This window comes from Streptococcus cristatus, assembly GCF_001578775.1.
GTDB lineage: Bacteria > Bacillota > Bacilli > Lactobacillales > Streptococcaceae > Streptococcus > Streptococcus cristatus_A.
This window is the reverse complement of sequence record NZ_KQ969062.1, coordinates 1,353,080-1,370,065: the sequence shown is the minus strand read 5'-3', so window position 1 is coordinate 1,370,065 and position 16,986 is coordinate 1,353,080. Positions and strand designations below refer to the sequence as shown.

The following is a 16,986-nucleotide window of genomic DNA, read 5'->3' as shown; positions in this document are numbered from 1 at the left end:
TAGAGAATAGAAGAAGAGGTGGCGGACCAGTTCTCCTGTCTGGCCTCCCCTTCTTTTAAATGGAGTAATATAGATGATGAAAGAAATATTTGGTGAATTTTTAGGAACCCTGCTCTTGCTCCTTTTGGGGAATGGCGTCGTTGCAGACGTGGTTCTTCCCAAAACTAAGAGCCACAACTCTGGTTGGATTGTGATTACCATGGGATGGGGGATTGCCGTTGCCATCGCTGCTTTTGTATCTGGCAACCTTGGCCCAGCCCATCTGAATCCTGCCCTAACCATCGGAGTAGCTCTCAAAGGTGATTTACCTTGGGCATCTGTTCTTCCGTATATCCTTGCTCAGTTTGCAGGTGCTATGGTTGGACAGTTCCTCGTCTTCCTACAGTTCAAGCCCCATTATCTGGTTGAAGAAAATCCAGCTAATATTCTTGGGACATTCAGCACTGGCCCTGCTATCAAAGACACCTTCTCAAATCTGATTAGCGAAATTCTTGGAACTTTTGTCCTTGTACTGACTATCTTCGCTCTAGGGTTTTATAAGCTGCAAGCAGGACTTGGTACTTTCGCAGTTGGAACCTTGATTGTTGGGATTGGTCTTTCACTTGGTGGAACGACTGGCTATGCCCTCAACCCTGCTCGTGACTTAGGACCTCGCATCATGCACGGTCTTCTTCCAATTCCAAACAAAGGAAATGGTGATTGGAGCTATGCTTGGATTCCAGTTGTCGGTCCAATCATTGGTGCCGTCCTTGCAGTAGTAGTCTTCTCCCTATTTTAGAATAAAATAAAGCAATCCTCTTCTCCGAGATTGATACATGCTTGGAGAAGAGGATTTTTCTATAGATTTTCTAATTTCATCGAAGACTTTGCTAGATCAATCTAAAATCAGGAGAAAAGAGTCAGTCAGGACGATATTTGACAGCGGATTTATGCTATAATTGACAGTATAAATGATCTAAAGGAGTTATGATGAATCAAACTGTTCAATATTTACAAGAATTAACGGCTATTCCTTCCCCAACAGGCTTTACGGCTGAGGTGGCAGACTATCTGGTGAAGACACTAGAAGGCTTGGGCTATGAGCCTGTCCGGACCAATAAAGGCGGCGTTCATGTTGTGGTTAAGGGAGCAAATGATGCTCAACATCGGGTCGTGACGGCCCATGTGGATACTCTGGGTGCTATCGTGCGTGCGGTTAAGCCAGATGGTCGCCTCAAGCTGGATCGAATTGGTGGTTTCCCTTGGAACATGATTGAAGGAGAAAACTGTCTAGTCCATGTGGCCAGCAGTGGCAAGACTATCAGCGGTACTATCCTAGTTCACCAGACTTCCTGACATGTCTATAAGGACGCTGGGACGGTTGAACGTACTCAGGACAATATGGAAGTTCGTTTGGATGAAAAGGTGACGAGTGAAAAAGAAACGCGGGATTTAGGAATCGAAGTCGGTGATTTTATTTCCTTTGATCCTCGTACCACTGTTACCGAGTCAGGCTTTATCAAGTCCCGCTTTCTGGATGACAAGGTCAGCGCAGCTATTTTGCTCAATCTTTTGAGCGTTTATAAAGAGGAAAATATTCAGCTACCAGTGACGACTCATTTTGCTTTCAGTGTCTTTGAAGAGGTTGGTCATGGGGCTAATTCCAGCCTGCCGGCGCAAGCGGTAGAGTATTTGGCGGTTGATATGGGGGCTATGGGTGACGATCAGCAGACAGATGAGTACACAGTTTCCATCTGTGTCAAGGACGCTTCAGGTCCTTATCACTATGGCTTCCGCCAGCATTTGGTGAATTTGGCTAAGGATCAGGACATTCCTTATAAACTGGACATCTATCCATTTTACGGGTCAGACGCCTCTGCAGCCATGAGTGCAGGAGCAGAAGTCAAGCACGCCCTGCTAGGTGCTGGTATCGAATCCAGCCACTCTTACGAGCGCACGCATATTGATTCGGTTGTTGCGACAGAGCGCATGGTGGATGCTTATCTGAGAAGTGGCTTGGTGGAGTAAAAGTAGGGCATCTAGCCTTGAATAAAAGGCAGAAATATGAGTATCCTATGGGAAACAGAATGGCTGTTCTTGTTTAATCGGTTTAGTCTTCGTAGATGCTTAAAAATATTTGGGAAATTATGGTGTTCAGGTATTTGAAGAAATTCTTTCTGTGTTTGCTTTTTACAATCATCAGTGCTCTGGTCTTAATCTTTACTTATCATAAAATCTGCCTGACTAAAGAGCAAAAATTACTTGATAATCCCTCAGGTCGACTGGTTCAAGTAGATGGCAAGAAAATGAATGTATATGTAACTGGTCAAGGAGAGCAGACGCTGGTCTTTTTGGCGGGTGGTGGCACAACTTCCCCCATTCTTGACTTTAGGACCCTCTATTCAAGATTGGAAAAAGATTATCGCATAGTTGTGGTTGAACGATTGGGCTATGGCTTCAGCGATGACAGCCAAGGAGATAGTAGAGATATTGACACGGTACTTGCCCAGACGAGGCAGGCTTTACAAAAGTCTGAAGTCACAGGCCCATATACTTTGGTAGCACACTCTATGGCCGGACTAGAAGCGCTTCATTGGGTTGCAAAATATCCAGAAGAAGTCCAAGGCATTATCGGACTGGATATGGCTTTGCCGAGTTCTTACACTGATCTGAGGCTCTATCCTTTAGCTTATAAAGGCTTACAAATGGCCGCTAATTTAGGCTTAAGTCGGGTATTTTATGATGCTGACAAGCAGGTTCCCGCTCTTGCGTCTGGTGATTTGACAGCAAAAGAAAAGCAAATATACAAAGTGCTGTTTTATCGTCGTCCATTGTCAAATGCTGTTTATGAAGAGGTCATGCAGGTTAAGCAAAATGCTGAGCTAGTTTCGAAGGAAAAGCTTCCTGAACTACCGATCTTGCTCTTTGCTTCAAATGGCCAAGGGACTGGCTATAGTCAGAGAGAATGGCAGAGCTTCCAGAAGGATTTTGCAGCAGCGCATTCACAGACAGAGCTAATTCTACTAGACTGTCCTCATTATGTGCATGATTATGCTAGTGATGAGTTAGCAGAAAAAATAAAGCAGTTTCTAAAATAGCAAGTTTTATAGGAGCTTGAAATACTAGAAAAACGAGAGGAAATTTTTCCTTCTCGTTTTTGAATATACAGATTATTTGACAGACCAGACACTGACTGACTTTTCCTCCACTGGAAATTCTCCCCAGCCTTCTTCGTCGATCGTCACGATTTGAGAGCTATTGCCCAGATAATCGCTGAATTCTCTACCAGCCCATTCTGGCCCGACCAGCATAGGCTTGCTGCTAGCTTGGTCATTGCAGACAACAACAGCGATTGGCTGACCATCGTCCTTGCCTTGGCGAGTCCAGCCGATACAGTTGACATCGTCAAAGTAGTCAGTCTGCTCACCGTAAGCGAGATTGAGGCGGACATCCAAGAGCTTGTCCAGCACTTCTTGGAAGCTCTCTTGAGCAAATTCCCCACTAATACCATAGTAGTCACCATAAAAGACGCAAGGCAGTCCTTCATCTCGTAGCAGGATGAGAGCATAGGCTGCTGGCTTGAACCATTCTTCGACGGTGGATTCCAGAGCTTGTCCTCGCTGGGTGTCGTGATTGTCCACGAAGGTCACGGCTGATTCAGGATGATTCTTGGCAAGCGTCTGATCAAAAATCGTCCGTAGGTCAAAGTCTGCCCCAGATATGCTAGCGTCAAAGAAATTATGGTGGAGCTTGACGTCAACAAGATCAAAGCGGTATTCAATATTTTTTAGATAGTCGTTATTAGCTGTCTCATCGCTATTCCAAAATTCTCCAAAAACATAGAAATCCTCACCGTATTTTTCAGTTATATCGCGGATAAAATTTCTCATAAAGAAGGAGTCAATGTGCTTGACAGCATCTAAGCGAAATCCTTGAACGCCTGTTGTTTCGATAAACCAGTAAACCCAGTCGTAGAGGTTTTGAATAACCTCTGGATGCTTAAAGTCAATATCGGCATACATGAGATAGTCATAGTTGCCGTTTTCATTGTCCACAAGCTCATCATCTGCCCAGCCTTTATTGTCTCCTTGGATAAGGAAAATGCCTGACTTGTTGTTTTTGGCATCATAGTCTGTACCGGTAAAGTGGTACCAATGCCATTCAAAGTCATTGTAGGTTTTATTGCGGCCTGGGAAGACAAACTTAGTCCAGCCTTTGATTTCGAAAGGTTCTGACAAGACTTTAGTTCGATCGTTGGGATCCACTTCAACGACAGTAAAACGCTCTTTGTAGTCTGCAGCTGCCTTGTGATTCAGGACTACATCAGCCATGGGTTCAATGCCATTGGCTTTGAGAGTTTGGATAGCTTTTAGGTAGTCTTCTTTAAAGCCATATTTGGTGCGGACAGTTCCTTTTTGGTCAAACTCACCTAGGTCGAAGAGATCATAAACTCCATAGCCGACATCATTTGAGCCTGTTGCTTTGAAAGCTGGTGGCATCCAAACCTTGCGGATACCTTTTGATGCTAGTTGCGGAGCATCCTCCGCCAAGCGATTCCAGTGTTGTCCATCATTTGGTAAGTACCATTCAAAATACTGCATTAATGTTTGATTTTCCATACGAGATACCTCACATTCTTGGGATGGGTCTATTTTACCAAAAGAAGAATGATGACACAAACGTTTATACAAGTTAATTCCATATTTTTTGATGATAAGCTAAAACTAGCATTGAAAATAAAACGTTTACATAGTATAATGGACAAGTAATAAACTTTATAAAAAGAAAGGGGTTCTTTATGAAAAAGAGAGAACTAGTGAGGTTACTCTTATCAGTCTCGCTATTTGCACCTTTGGCCCTAGGCCAGGTTGTTCAAGCCGATGAGGCGAGTCAGGCGAATGTCGAAAGCAAGGAAATTCTTCAAACAGAAGCTATTGCAAAGCCGTCTGAACCAGTATCTTCAGTCCAGCAACCAGCAGTTTTAGAGGTTGAAAGCAAGGAATCGTCGGTTACTGCAAGACCAGAAAAGCAAGAAAGGGAGTTGGTCACTGCTGAAAAATCAGTTGTGGACTCTGAAAAGCCTACCTCATCATTGGAGTCGCCACCTTTAGCTTTGGCTCAAGATGCTAGCTTAGTGCCTTCTGCTGTGCCTGCTACTGCCAAAGGCCAAGACCTGTCTGCTTATACTGGAAGCCTTTCAAATCCAGCCTTGGCTGATAAGGAACTGACCCTGCAAGAAGCAGTCGATGAGCTCCTGAAATGGGCAGCTATCAATGAATCTCAGCTAGGCACCAGTGCCCAAGATAGGGTGAATCTAGCCAAGAGCATGGGAATGATTGACAAAGAGGCCGATTTGACAGCCCGTGTACAGGGAAGCAATCTGCAGACTATGTATGCAGTTGCCAAGCGCCTGCATGATGCCTATCGTGCTGAAAAGAAAGCACCGCTCTTTTTGAATGGTCGGGCACAGCCAATTTTCCCATATAGCAGTGGAGCTAAGGAAGATAAAGACTATTCGTATGAAAAAAGCGATATCGTCCGTTTTCCTGTCTATGTTGAGACGGATCATGACACGGATGGAGACGGGAAGCGTGACCTCGTCAAGGCTATCGTACAACTTCCTAAAGCAGTAGCCCAAGGTGATTTTAAGGCTTCTACAATTTTAGAAGCTCGCCCTTACGTCGCGGGGACTTTGGATGAAAACTATGTGACCTTGGAAAGTCTCAATCTGCCGACAAACGGTTCTTATGACATGAAGAGCTTGCACAATAAGCCTGCTAAGCGCCAACCGGTTTCTAGCATGAGCAGTATTGATGCGGCAAAGAAGGCCAAAGCGTCTGATTGGTACTATTATAGCCCTTATGAAGGGATTTATGATTACGAGAATTTGAACTGGTATGATTACTTCCTAGTGCGCGGCTATGCCTTTGTTTCCAGTGCTGGTCTGGGAACTAAGGGTTCAGAAGGCTTCAATACGACTGGATCTGATTTGGAAGTAGAAGCTTTTAAAAATATTGTCGAATGGGTCAACGGTAAACGAACGGCCTACACAGACAGAACTAGCAATATTGAAATCAAGGCTGACTGGGCCAATGGCAAAGTCGGAATGACTGGCCTATCTTGGGCCGGTACGACAACTTTCGGTGTGGCAACAACGGGTGTAGAAGGCCTGAGAACCATCGTTCCAGCCGCAGGAATTGCTAGCTGGTATGATTATTTCAATAGTCAAGGAACAGCCTACAGCAATCCGCCATACAGTGATCTTTCTTGGCTGTCACTCTACGTTTCTACTCGGATGCTTGATCAAGACGATTGGGCTTCAATCTGGAACAAGTATGCTGACTACATCAATCAGCTAAACAAGGACCAAAAAGCCCACGGTCGCAATTATAGCCAAGTTTGGCGGGAACGCGATTATACCTTAAATTCAGGAAAGATAAAGACTAGTGCCCTGCTGGTACATGGCTTAAATGATGACAATGTCAAAACCAAACAGTTTGAGCTCATGTATGATGTCTTGAAAAAAGCAGGACAAAATGTAAAACTCTATCTCCACCAAGGAGACCATGTCCATCCAGCAGCTATCTCTCGAGGTTATGGTATCAAGGCCAACAATCAAGATTTCTACGACTTGCTCAATATTTGGTTCTCTCATTATCTTTACGATGTCAAGAACGATGTTAGCAAGCTTCCTGCTGTCTTGGCACAAAATAACTACGATCCAAATAAATGGACGAGCTATGATAACTGGAAAAGCACCAATCGTTTGATTTTGACAGCTAAGTCCAAACGTCTCGAAGAGACCATCTCCAGTGACTATGCGGCTGCTGGGATTGACACTAGTAAGCGAGATGAAACTGTCAGTCAAGCTTCTTCTAAGTCCAACATGACCTTTATGACAGAAGTCAAAGAAGACACGACTATAAAGGGCCATATTCCAGTCCACTTCAAGGCAGCTTTAGCCAAGGGAAGTGGCAAAGACTTGCAGGTCAATGCGCTATTGGTGGATGTTTCGGACGAAGAGTTTGATGTTGTTGGAAATGGTGCTGCTAGTGATGATAGCAAGGCTGGTGACTTCTGGATGGGTAGCAATCTCAACAATCTGGATGTTAAAAACTTTGCGACAACCAAAACAAAATACAAGGTCATTGCTAAGGGCTGGCTAAACTTAGCCAATCCAGAATCAGGCTATACACCGTCTAGTTCAGAAAAAAGTATTAAGCCAAAAGTCGGCCAATTTCATGATTATACCATGTATTTGCAGCCGAATCTTTACACGGTGAAAAAAGGTCACAAGCTGGCTCTGGTCTTCAATACTTATGATCCTAGCGACTTGACGATTAAGCGTCAGTATGCGGTGACTTTCAAGACGGATTCTATTAGTGCGCTAGTACCGACTGTGGAAGCTAGTCGTTCTCAAAAAGCTGATTATGTAGCAAGTGCCCTGGATACGGAATATGCTAACTTACCTGAAATTCTTGGTGAGAAACTAGTTGCACCAGAAATCAGAGAAGTTCCAGAATATATCTTTGATAGACAGGAGCCGCAACAAGAAGCTCCGTCAGTCGATTCGAGGGTTGGACGTAAAGAAGATGAGAAAGGCGTGACTGACCATGTGCAGCAATTAGGCAGTCAGAAAGTGGTGCCTCAGGTGCAGCAATTGGCTAGTCAACTAGAAGCGTCTCAAGTGGAGCAGGCAGTTGTTCAACAAGCTCAACAAGCCGCAGCTTCCTTGCCAAAAACTGGTAGCCATTCAGAAAAAGGAATGTTCTATCTAGGCTTGGTACTTCTTGTCAGCACATTCAGCATGTCTGGCCTCGTTAAGAAATATTCTCATCGTTAGTCATTACAAGAAAAAAGCAGCCAAACATTCCGGACTAGGTAAAGATTGGCTGCTTTTGCCTTATCGTCTTTCAGCTGGCCTTGGCTTGCAAGTCAGAAGTGCCAGCAATATAGAGGTAGAAAGAATGAAACAGTATATTCAAGATATTTTTGACCAAAGTATGGCGATTGAAAGTTTTACCCATACTAGTTCTGAGCGGAAGATTGAAGCCTTTCTTCAGGAGCGGATAGGCAAGATTCCTTATTTTCAGGAGCATCCAGAACAGTTTGGCTGCTTTCAGATTCCGAATGATTTTTATGGTCGCAGTGTCAACTGGGCTCTGGTCAAGCGGGATACGCCTGACACCGTGATTCTTTTTCATCATCATGATACAGTAGACATTGAGGATTTTGGCAGTCTCAAAGACTGGGCTTTTGATAATCAGACTCTTAAAGAAAAATTACCCTCCATTTCTTCAGATTCAGATCTTTTAGCGGATATTGCGTCGGACAAATGGCAGTTCGGTCGGGGTTCTTGTGACATGAAAGCGGCTCTGGCCTTGCAGCTAGGAGTGGTAGAAAGATACAGTCAGAGACAGTCTGGTCAGGTCAATTTGCTCTATCTGTCTGTCGGAGATGAGGAGTCCTATTCCCAAGGCATGCGGGCAGCAACAGCCCTGCTTGCTGAACTGAAGGAGCGTTTCCAGCTTCATTACCTTCTGGCTGTGGATTCTGAGCCTTTTGAGAGTCAGTCAGCAGAGGAAAAGGTTCTTCATATAGGAACAGTCGGCAAGTTGATGCCAGTTGTCGTGACTCAAGGCATCCTTTCTCACATGAAAGAGCCACTCAAGGGAATCAATGCTCTATCCTTGCTGGCCAAAGTTGCTGAAAAAATTGACCTCAATCCGGCTCTGTCCGACATGGCCTATGGAGAACGCTCGCCCCTGCCATCTTGGTCCTATCTGCGTGATTTGAAGGAGAATTACGATGTGTCAACTGTGCTGCGTGCTGCAGGCTATTTCAGCGTCCTTTATCTAGAAAAGAGTCCAAGTGAGCTGCTAGCGACCATAAAGAATCTCAGTCAGGAAGCAGTGGATGACTTTTATCAAAACTACTGTCAGTTGCAGAAGGTTTATGAAGAAAGCAAGCATGTACCGAAACCGCGCGTGCTGACCTATCAGGAATTACTGCAAGAATGCCAAGAAAAAATCGGTTTTGAAAGCACTTTGCAGCAGATTTACGAAGAAGCCCAGCAAGCTCTGCAAGAGGGTGCCTCCTATCAGGAAATCAGCATTCAAAATATTCAAAAAGTTTTAGATTTTTACGATCGTAAGGAAGCTTTGGTTATCTTAGCAATCGCGCCGCCTTACTACCCATCCATGAATTGTCGCCGCTTGTCAGACAGTCCGATTAGGATTGATAAGGTCATTCAACTCTATCAAGATTATCTGGACAAGGAAGCTGGTTGTCAACTCCAAGTTGACGAATTTTTCATGGGAATTTGTGACCTTAGTTACTGTGCCTTGGAGAAGCCTGCCGCTGAATACCAAGACCTGATTGCCAGTATGCCTGTGCCTGAGAATCTCTATCATCTGGATTTCCCAGAAATTGCGGCTAATCATATCCCTGGTATCAATCTCGGTCCATGGGGCAAGGACTTGCATCAGCTGACTGAGCGTGTCTATGAGCAGGATATGCTGGAAACCATTCCTAATTTCTTGCTCTATCTGCTGGAGAATGCTCAATCTTTTAAGGTTTAAAGGATGGTTCTTCCTTGTTTTAAAGTAAAATCCGAACTTTTTCGCTAGTTTCTAGACAAATGACTTTTAGGATAGTATAATAACCTCAAAACATAGCAAAGGAGATTCTCATGATTGAATTTAGAGATGTTACAAAAGACTATGATGGCAAGCTGGCGCTTAACCACCTGAATCTGACCTTGGAAAGCGGTGAGATTGTTGGTCTGATAGGGCATAATGGAGCGGGTAAGTCAACGACCATTAAATCCTTGGTCAGCGTCATCAATCCGACACAAGGACAAATTTTTGTGGACGGCAAGGAGCTATCCAGTAATCGTCTAGAAATTAAGAAAAAAATCGGCTATGTAGCTGATTCTCCTGATCTTTTCTTGCGTCTGACAGCCAATGAATTTTGGGAGCTGGTGGCGACTTCCTACGATATGACCACGGCAGAAGTAGAGGCTCGTTTGGGTGAATTGCTGGCTATTTTTGACTTTGCTAGCCATCGTTATGAAGTAATTGAGTCGTTTTCACACGGTATGCGGCAGAAGGTCTTTGTCATTGGTGCTCTTTTGTCCGATCCAGATATCTGGGTTTTGGATGAGCCCTTGACGGGCTTGGATCCTCAGGCAGCTTTTGATCTCAAGCAGATGATGCGTGAGCATGCTAACAAGGGAAATACAGTTCTGTTTTCAACCCACGTGTTAGAAGTAGCTGAGCAGCTATGCGACAAGATTGCCATTCTCAAAAAAGGAGAGCTGATATTCTACGGAACGGTTGAAGACCTGAAAGCCCAGCATCCAGACCAGTCCCTCGAAACCATCTATCTAGGTCTGGCTGGCCGCAGAGAAGAGGTGAGTTCAGATGCGCCTTAAAGCGATTAAAAAATTAGTTGATATCAATATTCTCTATGCTATCCAAGCTTCGCAGTTGCAGCAATACCGCAAGAAGCAGGAAAAAAATCCAGAGGTAAAAGTCAATGTCTCCCTGCAGGCTATTCGAATGTACTTGATTTTGGGGTTGGTCTACCTATTCTTCTTTGGTATCATGAGTGCCTTCAATCACATGGTGGGCAATCCGGGACATTTTGCCAATATGGTCTCCATATTTGCTGTATTCTCCATGTCGCAGGGCTTCCTCGTTTTCTATAATGTCTTCTATGAAAGTAAGGATTTGCAGTCCTATCGGTCCTATGCCTTTAGTGAATCAGAAATCATTGTCGGAAAGAGCATCTCTGTTGTCCTGACCCTCTTGATTGCAATTCTGCCCATGTATAGCTATTTCATCGTGCTAGCTCTTCAAGGCGGAAATCCTTTAGTCGGCCTGCCTATGGCCTTGATTTCGATTGGAATTTTAAGCTCGGTTATAACTTTTGTCATTTTGATTTTGGTGCATTTTATCACCAAGACAGCTTTCTTTAGAAAGTATAAGACTATTCTATCCAATGTGATTCTAGGGCTGGTTTCCCTTGGTTCGGTAGGACTCTATATCTTTATCAATCAAATGAACAGTCGTAGTATCGCCAGCAATACAGTAGCCACACCTTATTTCCCGCCAGTTGTAGCCTTTTACGACTTTATCATCAATCCTTTTAGCTTGTCTGCAATTTTAGGAATTCTAGCTTGGCTTGCCGTGGCGGCTCTGCTCTTCTTGGTGGTTAAGTTCAAGGTCATACCAGAATTTTATGAAGCAGCCTTGATGACGGGTGCAGCAAGTGGCAAACGTGAGCGGGTGCACGATATCAATATGGACGAGGCCAAGAACTTTAAGAAGTTCGTCTGGCGCTATCACATTCGGCTGCTGAGTGAAGGTTCGGTTATCTTGCAGGCTCTCTTCATGTCAGCACTGATTCCTTACATCATCATTTTTAGTATGGCCATGGGGGCAGTCAAAGCAGATCTAAATGTTAGCCCGTTCTTGATTCCGCGATTTTTACTTCCGCTTAGCTTCCTATCTATGTTTATCGCTACCCTCAATTCGGGTGGGAATAATCTGACCTCTATTGGTTTATCCTTGGAGCGGGAAAATTTTGATTATCTGAAGGTCTTACCTTTTGAGCTAAGAAAATACGTTCGTCTCAAATTTTGGTATCTCTTTGCCATTCAGTCCATTTTACCAGTGATTCTTCTTTTGGTGACTAGTCTTATCTTCCATGTTCATTTGGTGACGTTTCTCGTTATGCTGCTGGTTTGGTTTATGGCTAGTCTAGCTTGGAGCGCTTGGGGCTATCATCGGGATTATAAGCATTTGGTGACCAACTGGTCCAATGTCAACGAGCTGATGAGTCGAGATAACAGTATGGGTAAGACCCTATTGGCACTAGCCTTTACCATTGGAGTGATGATCGTGATTGGTGTTCTCTATGTGATTTCATACTCCCTATCTCTCATGGTTCTCTATCTCCTTTCTGTTCTGCTGATTTTGACTTGTGGACTTGTTTCTTATCTGATCTATCGCTACTATATGAAAAAACTTGATAGCGAGATTGCTAGTTTTAATTGCTAATTGACCATAATAAAAAGCTTAGCGGCGAGGTTACTTGATACCTTGCTGCTAAGCTTTTTAGTTGCGATTTATTTTATAGTTTTCCGATATAAACTGTATGTCAGCTGATTTTTATCCTTTTAAGAACGCCAGTTAATCAAGACATACATCAAGCTGGAGCCAAACATATCTGCCAAGGCGTGCATGAGGAAGAAAGGCAGGAGGTTCTTGACCTTGTACTTGTAAAGGAAATAGTAAAAGAGTCCATAGACCACTCCGATAACCAAGGCCCAGAGCATTCCTTGGTAAGTATGGAAAGAAATCCGAATAATGGTAGAATAGGCCAGCGCCCACCACTTATACTTATCCTTAACAGAGGTCATAAGCCCCAGAAAGAAGAATTCCTCATAGAAACCATTGAGCAGTCCGTAGAGGATAGCCATGGGTGTCAGATCAGCAAATTTCCGGAAGATTTCCAGTAAATCAATATAAGACCAGAGGGTTGGATCAAAGTAATTATACTCGCCACTCAGCGTCATCACAATGTCTCCAAAGAATCCCACTGCTACAAAGGTCAGAGGTGTCCAAAGGAGAACCGACCAGCTCAGACGGATAGGGAGCTGCTTAAAGTCAAAGCGCCGAAGCAATAGGTAAAGAATAGTTAAGGTCAGCATCAGGAGCTGAAGATTGAAATTGCTTGAGAATGCTGCGCCTTCGCTAGCTGTATTGCTGACAGTTTCAGTTGCCGCTGTCGTCGCTGTTGTTGCAAAGCTAGCTAGGTAAAGCTCAGTTGATGTGTAGATGAACTGACCAAACATGAGCAGAGTAATCACAAGAATGTCAAACCATTTCAGCTCTTTCAGAGGCTGTGATGGGCGGATTTTTGATAAAATAGCCATTCATTTCCCTTCCATAACTGGCAGAATCATTTGCCAGAGATCATCTTTTCTATCCTTATCTTAGCAGAGAAAGCTTAAATTTATATTATTTCAAAGCTCTTACTTTTGAGAGGTGGTTAGTGCAGATCTGTTGCCGGCTTGGTTGAAGAGCTGCATTATGCTATAGAAAAAAACTGCTTTGAAAAGCAGTTTTACATGAAATAGACAATTGCTAGGTACTGGAGAGCAGAAGCGGCTAGGATGAAGAGGTGCCAAATCATGTGGAAGTAGGGCTTCTTTTTGGCATAAAAACCAGCGCCGACTGTGTAGCAAAGACCGCCTGCTAGCATGAGTCCCCAAAACACTGGTCCAGTTTGTCCGATAATTTGCGGGATGATAAAGATAACCAGCCAGCCCATAATTAGATAGAGAGCCAGGCTGAATTTCTCATTGACCTTTTTGGCAAAGATTTTGTAGAGAATACCAAAGATGGTCGTTCCCCACTGAATCGCGATAATCAGATAGCCCCTCCAGTCATTCATGAGTGAAAGGACGACAGGCGTATAGCTGCCCGCGATAGCGATATAAATCATGGAGTGGTCAATAATCCTTAGGATGTATTTGTGGGTAGAGCCGTAGGACATGGAGTGGTAAATGGTAGAAGAAAGAAACATGAGGAAAAGGCTAATGACAAAGATAGAAGTGCCAACAGCAGAAACGAGGCCATGCCCTTCATAACTGTAAATAGCAGAGATGGGCAGGAGAATCAGCATCAAAACAGCTCCGACGGCATGAGTGACAGCATTGGCAATTTCCTCTCCAAAAGAGAGTTGTTTACTGAGTTTAAGCGCGTAGTTCATCGTTATCGGCCTCCTTTTCGGGTACTTGGATAAAAGCAAGGGTTTGTTGGTAGAGTTTTAAGGTCTGACAGGCACTGGCAATAATGGGAGTCACTTCAAGTTTCCGTCCGTTCATATAATCCACAAAGTCATTGTAGAGCTCTTCAGACTGGGTCTCAGCGTTGAGCATATCTAAAGTAGCAGCAATATCTTGAATAGAAAAAACAGTTTTCAAGCTTGTAATGGCAATCAAGCGGGCAACTTGCTGGCGATTGTATTTTTTCTTTAGAGGTTTTTCAAGGTAGGCATGCTTGACATAATTATTGATCATGGATGCCGTCAAGCCTTTGTCGGATGCAGTAAAAGCTGGCTTGCAGACCTTGTTGACGTAAAGCAGGACTTGGTCCAGATACAGGTCAAGAACAGGTAATTCATCCCATCTCGGGAACAGATTTTTTGTTTCCAAATTTTAAACTTTCTATTATCTAGTTTTGATAACTAGATAATATCATTTTTGAAAATTAAAGTCAAGAATAAATCCGATTTGTCCAAAATTTGCTATAATCATGAGTAGGGAAAACAGGAAAATAGACTCTGAATCCAAGATGAGAAAGGGAAAATATGAAAATTTTAATTCCGACTGCTAAAGAAATGAATGAAGAGCAGAGCTCGCTGGGGCGCTCCCAGTTGACGCCTAAAAGCGCAATCATAATAGAAGAGTTGTTGCAATTCTCAGCCAAGGAGCTGGAAAAATTATACAAAATCAGTCCGCAGATGGCTGAAATAGAATACCAGCGAATTCAAAACCTGAGCAAGAATGAAGCGGAGACCTATCCAGCCTTGCACTTATTTGACGGGCTTATGTATCGCAATATCAAGCGAAAAGATTGGACACAAGAGGAGAAATCCTACATTCAAGACCATTTGCTTTTAACTTCTAGTCTATATGGAGTTATTCCTGCCCTGAGTCCGATTGCCCCTCACCGCCTGGACTTTTTGGTGGGACTGAAGCCCAATGGTCAAACGCTGAAAACATTTTGGCGGGAAGAGTATACAAAAGCAGTAGCGGATGAAGATATGCTGCTTTCTCTCTTGTCCAGTGAATTTGAGGATGTTTTTGATAAATCCGTCAGAGAGAAGATGCTTCGTTTTAAATTTTTAGAAGAAAAGGCTGGCAAACTCAAAAGTCATTCTACTATTTCTAAAAAAGCGCGTGGGCAGTTTTTGACTGCTTTGATGGAAGCGCAGGTCGATCATCTTGAGCAAATCAAAGAGCTCACTTTTGCAGGTTTTACCTATCGAGCGGATCTTTCAGATGATAAAGAATTGGTTTTTGTAAAAGAAGAATAAGAAAAGGAGGCTGGGACAAAAGTCTGGCTTCAAATATAAAAAGCGAACAAAACTAGTTTTCTGGTAATCAGAATTCTACTTTGTTCGCTTTTCGCATTTAATTATAGATTTGAAGGGCTTAATAATTAAGATTTTTAAAAATTGAAATATTTTTGTCCCAAACTCTTTTTTGTAGCAAAGAGATTATTGTCCCGGACTCTTTTACTCTATTATTTAGATTTACCAAAATAAAAATTAACTTAACAGGTATTCTACTGCAACTTTTAATACATTCATTAACTACATTAGAAATAAGAGTAAGGCAATTCGAAACAGAGACAGGGCGAGCAAATGAAGGGGATAAAACCAGTAAAATACTTTTCCAATATTGGCCCCTTTTTGACCGTTGTAGAAAGAGGTCACGAGGAGAAATAGAAGACAGGTGGCAGCCAGATCAGCCAGACCATCATAGGAGAAATTGAAGGCCAAAATTAGGATTTGCACACTATTTAGTGCCAAGACACCGCCAATTTTTCGGAAGATTGGGTCTTTAATCTTTGCAAAGGAATAGATACCAAAAACTCCTCCCGTCAGTCCGCCGTCAGCGATAATGGACAGAGTGAAACATAGTAGAATAATTAGAACTTTTCTCCAGGTTGCTGTTTGCTGATCACTGTAATAAAGAGCACAGAGCCCCAAAAAGAGAGTAACAACCGTATTTTGCATGATAAAGCCAAGACCAGTAACCCAGCCCATCAGAGAGAAAGGGATGATACTGATAAGAGCCAGCAGCCCTAATCGTCTCATATACTTGCTCACATCATGACTGTGCCGATAGCCTTCTGCAATACAAAAGGCAAAGACTGGAAAAGCCAGGCGGCCAATTATGTGCATACTATTGGCCAGCCAGTTAGGAGAGAGAATATTCATATTGGTAGCCAGTGGAAAAGATACCCAGGCGATATGGTCAATCAGCATTGCAAGCATAGCAAGCAGTTTCAAACTGCTATTGTCAATCATTTTTTTCATAGGATACTCCTTTTTCCTTTCCTATGATACAAGAAAGAGTTTCTTCTTTCCATTTCTTTAGCTTACATTTCTCTCATTTTTCTTACAATTTTGTAAGTTGGAATTTCACCTTTTTACCTCATCGATGAATACTTCTGATTTTTCTTGACAAATAAGACTGAACGAGGCTGGGACAAAAAGATTTTGATTTTAGGGATTCTTTATTATAAATTTTTAAAATTGATAGATTAGACAAAAAAGTGAACAAGACAGAATTCTGAGTGTCAGATAACTCCGTTTTGTTCGCTTTTTATATTTAAGGTTAGACTTTTGTCCCAGATTCTTTTACATAGTCTGATAATTGCTTTTGATTCTGCAATTCGATAAATTTTTCAGGATAGGTCTGACGAACCTTTTGATAGAGATTTTTAGTCTCTCTTGTCCTGCCATCCCAAAGGATCCAGCGGATGAATTCCCAATCCAGTCTTTCAGTACAGCCAGATGCCATACTCTCTCGTACTTGATTTCGATATTTTAGATAGCGTTTAAAGGCACGATAGAGGCAGTTCCAGCGAGAAAAGTTCATAAAGATAATCTGGTCAGCCTGCGTCATCCGTTCCTCAAAGTAGGCAAAGGAATAGTTGCCATCGATGACCCAGGATTGTTCTTGATGGAGGAAATCCGCTAAATCAGCCTTGACTTGGTCTTGGCTACGAGTCTGCCAGTTTTTTTCAAACCGAATCGTATCCAGATGAAGCACGGGAATATGGTGAAAGTGGCCTAACTGCTGGGTTAAGGTTGACTTGCCAGAGCCTGAGTAGCCGATGATAGCAATCTTCATATACATTCTCCTAATTACAGTGAGCAACAAAAAAAAGCTCCGTGGAGCTCCTTTGTATGCGCGATGCA

The 16,986-nt window shown here is 43.1% G+C and carries 13 protein-coding genes and 1 pseudogene; 8 read left to right on the top strand and 6 right to left on the bottom strand.

The features are described from left to right. Positions 1-73: 73 nt before the first annotated feature. The 3 genes and pseudogenes from SCRDD08_RS06820 to SCRDD08_RS06810 all read left to right on the top strand — a co-directional run bounded on the left by SCRDD08_RS06820 (position 74) and on the right by SCRDD08_RS06810 (position 3,077). Positions 74-778: an MIP/aquaporin family protein gene (locus SCRDD08_RS06820; protein ID WP_061422969.1), complete on the top strand. Its 705-nt coding sequence runs from the start codon at positions 74-76 to the stop codon at positions 776-778. A 191-nt stretch (positions 779-969) separates the two neighbouring features. After that, positions 970-2,007, top strand: a pseudogene (locus SCRDD08_RS06815) (M42 family metallopeptidase). Between the two features lie 155 nt (positions 2,008-2,162). After that, a complete protein-coding gene (locus tag SCRDD08_RS06810) occupies positions 2,163-3,077 on the top strand; it encodes an alpha/beta hydrolase (RefSeq protein WP_231089348.1) in 915 nt (304 codons plus the stop codon). Between the two features lie 72 nt (positions 3,078-3,149). Here SCRDD08_RS06810 and SCRDD08_RS06805 read toward each other — a convergent pair whose 3' ends face one another. Continuing rightward, on the bottom strand, positions 3,150-4,598 hold the full coding sequence (locus SCRDD08_RS06805; RefSeq protein WP_061422967.1) for an alpha-amylase: 1,449 nt from the start codon (positions 4,596-4,598) through the stop codon (positions 3,150-3,152). Between the two features lie 179 nt (positions 4,599-4,777). Between SCRDD08_RS06805 and SCRDD08_RS06800 the strand changes: the two genes are divergently transcribed. The 4 genes from SCRDD08_RS06800 (at position 4,778) to SCRDD08_RS06785 (ending at position 12,044) form a co-directional block, all read left to right on the top strand. After that, complete coding sequence (locus SCRDD08_RS06800) at positions 4,778-7,822, top strand: CocE/NonD family hydrolase (protein ID WP_061422966.1); 3,045 nt, start codon at positions 4,778-4,780, stop codon at positions 7,820-7,822. Between the two features lie 124 nt (positions 7,823-7,946). After that, positions 7,947-9,560, top strand: a complete 1,614-nt coding sequence (locus tag SCRDD08_RS06795; protein ID WP_061422965.1) for a M20/M25/M40 family metallo-hydrolase — start codon at positions 7,947-7,949, stop codon at positions 9,558-9,560. 110 nt (positions 9,561-9,670) lie between these two features. Then, positions 9,671-10,414, top strand: a complete 744-nt coding sequence (locus SCRDD08_RS06790; protein WP_045497015.1) for an ABC transporter ATP-binding protein — start codon at positions 9,671-9,673, stop codon at positions 10,412-10,414. Then, complete coding sequence (locus SCRDD08_RS06785; protein WP_061422964.1) at positions 10,404-12,044, top strand: hypothetical protein; 1,641 nt, start codon at positions 10,404-10,406, stop codon at positions 12,042-12,044. Before SCRDD08_RS06790 ends, SCRDD08_RS06785 begins: the two co-directional genes overlap by 11 nt. A gap of 119 nt (positions 12,045-12,163) precedes the next feature. On the opposite strand, the gene SCRDD08_RS06780 is transcribed toward SCRDD08_RS06785, so the two are convergent. The 3 genes from SCRDD08_RS06780 to SCRDD08_RS06770 all read right to left on the bottom strand — a co-directional run bounded on the left by SCRDD08_RS06780 (position 12,164) and on the right by SCRDD08_RS06770 (position 14,206). Then, positions 12,164-12,922 (bottom strand): CPBP family intramembrane glutamic endopeptidase, encoded by a 759-nt coding sequence (locus SCRDD08_RS06780; protein ID WP_061422963.1) that lies wholly within the window; start codon positions 12,920-12,922, stop codon positions 12,164-12,166. 191 nt (positions 12,923-13,113) lie between these two features. Next, the gene (gene trhA / locus SCRDD08_RS06775) at positions 13,114-13,761 is read right to left on the bottom strand and encodes a PAQR family membrane homeostasis protein TrhA (protein WP_048791816.1); all 648 of its coding nucleotides are present in this window, start codon (positions 13,759-13,761) and stop codon (positions 13,114-13,116) included. Beyond that, positions 13,745-14,206, bottom strand: coding sequence for a DUF1836 domain-containing protein (locus SCRDD08_RS06770; protein ID WP_179856437.1), 462 nt, complete (start codon positions 14,204-14,206; stop codon positions 13,745-13,747). Before SCRDD08_RS06770 ends, trhA begins: the two co-directional genes overlap by 17 nt. Before the next feature lie 155 nt (positions 14,207-14,361). Between SCRDD08_RS06770 and yaaA the strand changes: the two genes are divergently transcribed. Continuing rightward, positions 14,362-15,090 (top strand): peroxide stress protein YaaA, encoded by a 729-nt coding sequence (gene yaaA / locus SCRDD08_RS06765; protein ID WP_061422962.1) that lies wholly within the window; start codon positions 14,362-14,364, stop codon positions 15,088-15,090. 279 nt (positions 15,091-15,369) lie between these two features. Here the strand turns inward: yaaA and SCRDD08_RS06760 are convergent, their stop codons facing one another. Continuing rightward, positions 15,370-16,098 (bottom strand): TraX family protein, encoded by a 729-nt coding sequence (locus tag SCRDD08_RS06760; RefSeq protein ID WP_061422961.1) that lies wholly within the window; start codon positions 16,096-16,098, stop codon positions 15,370-15,372. Positions 16,099-16,399: 301 nt separating this feature from the next. Continuing rightward, the gene (locus SCRDD08_RS06755) at positions 16,400-16,918 is read right to left on the bottom strand and encodes a DNA topology modulation protein (protein ID WP_061422960.1); all 519 of its coding nucleotides are present in this window, start codon (positions 16,916-16,918) and stop codon (positions 16,400-16,402) included. Positions 16,919-16,986: the final 68 nt, after the last annotated feature.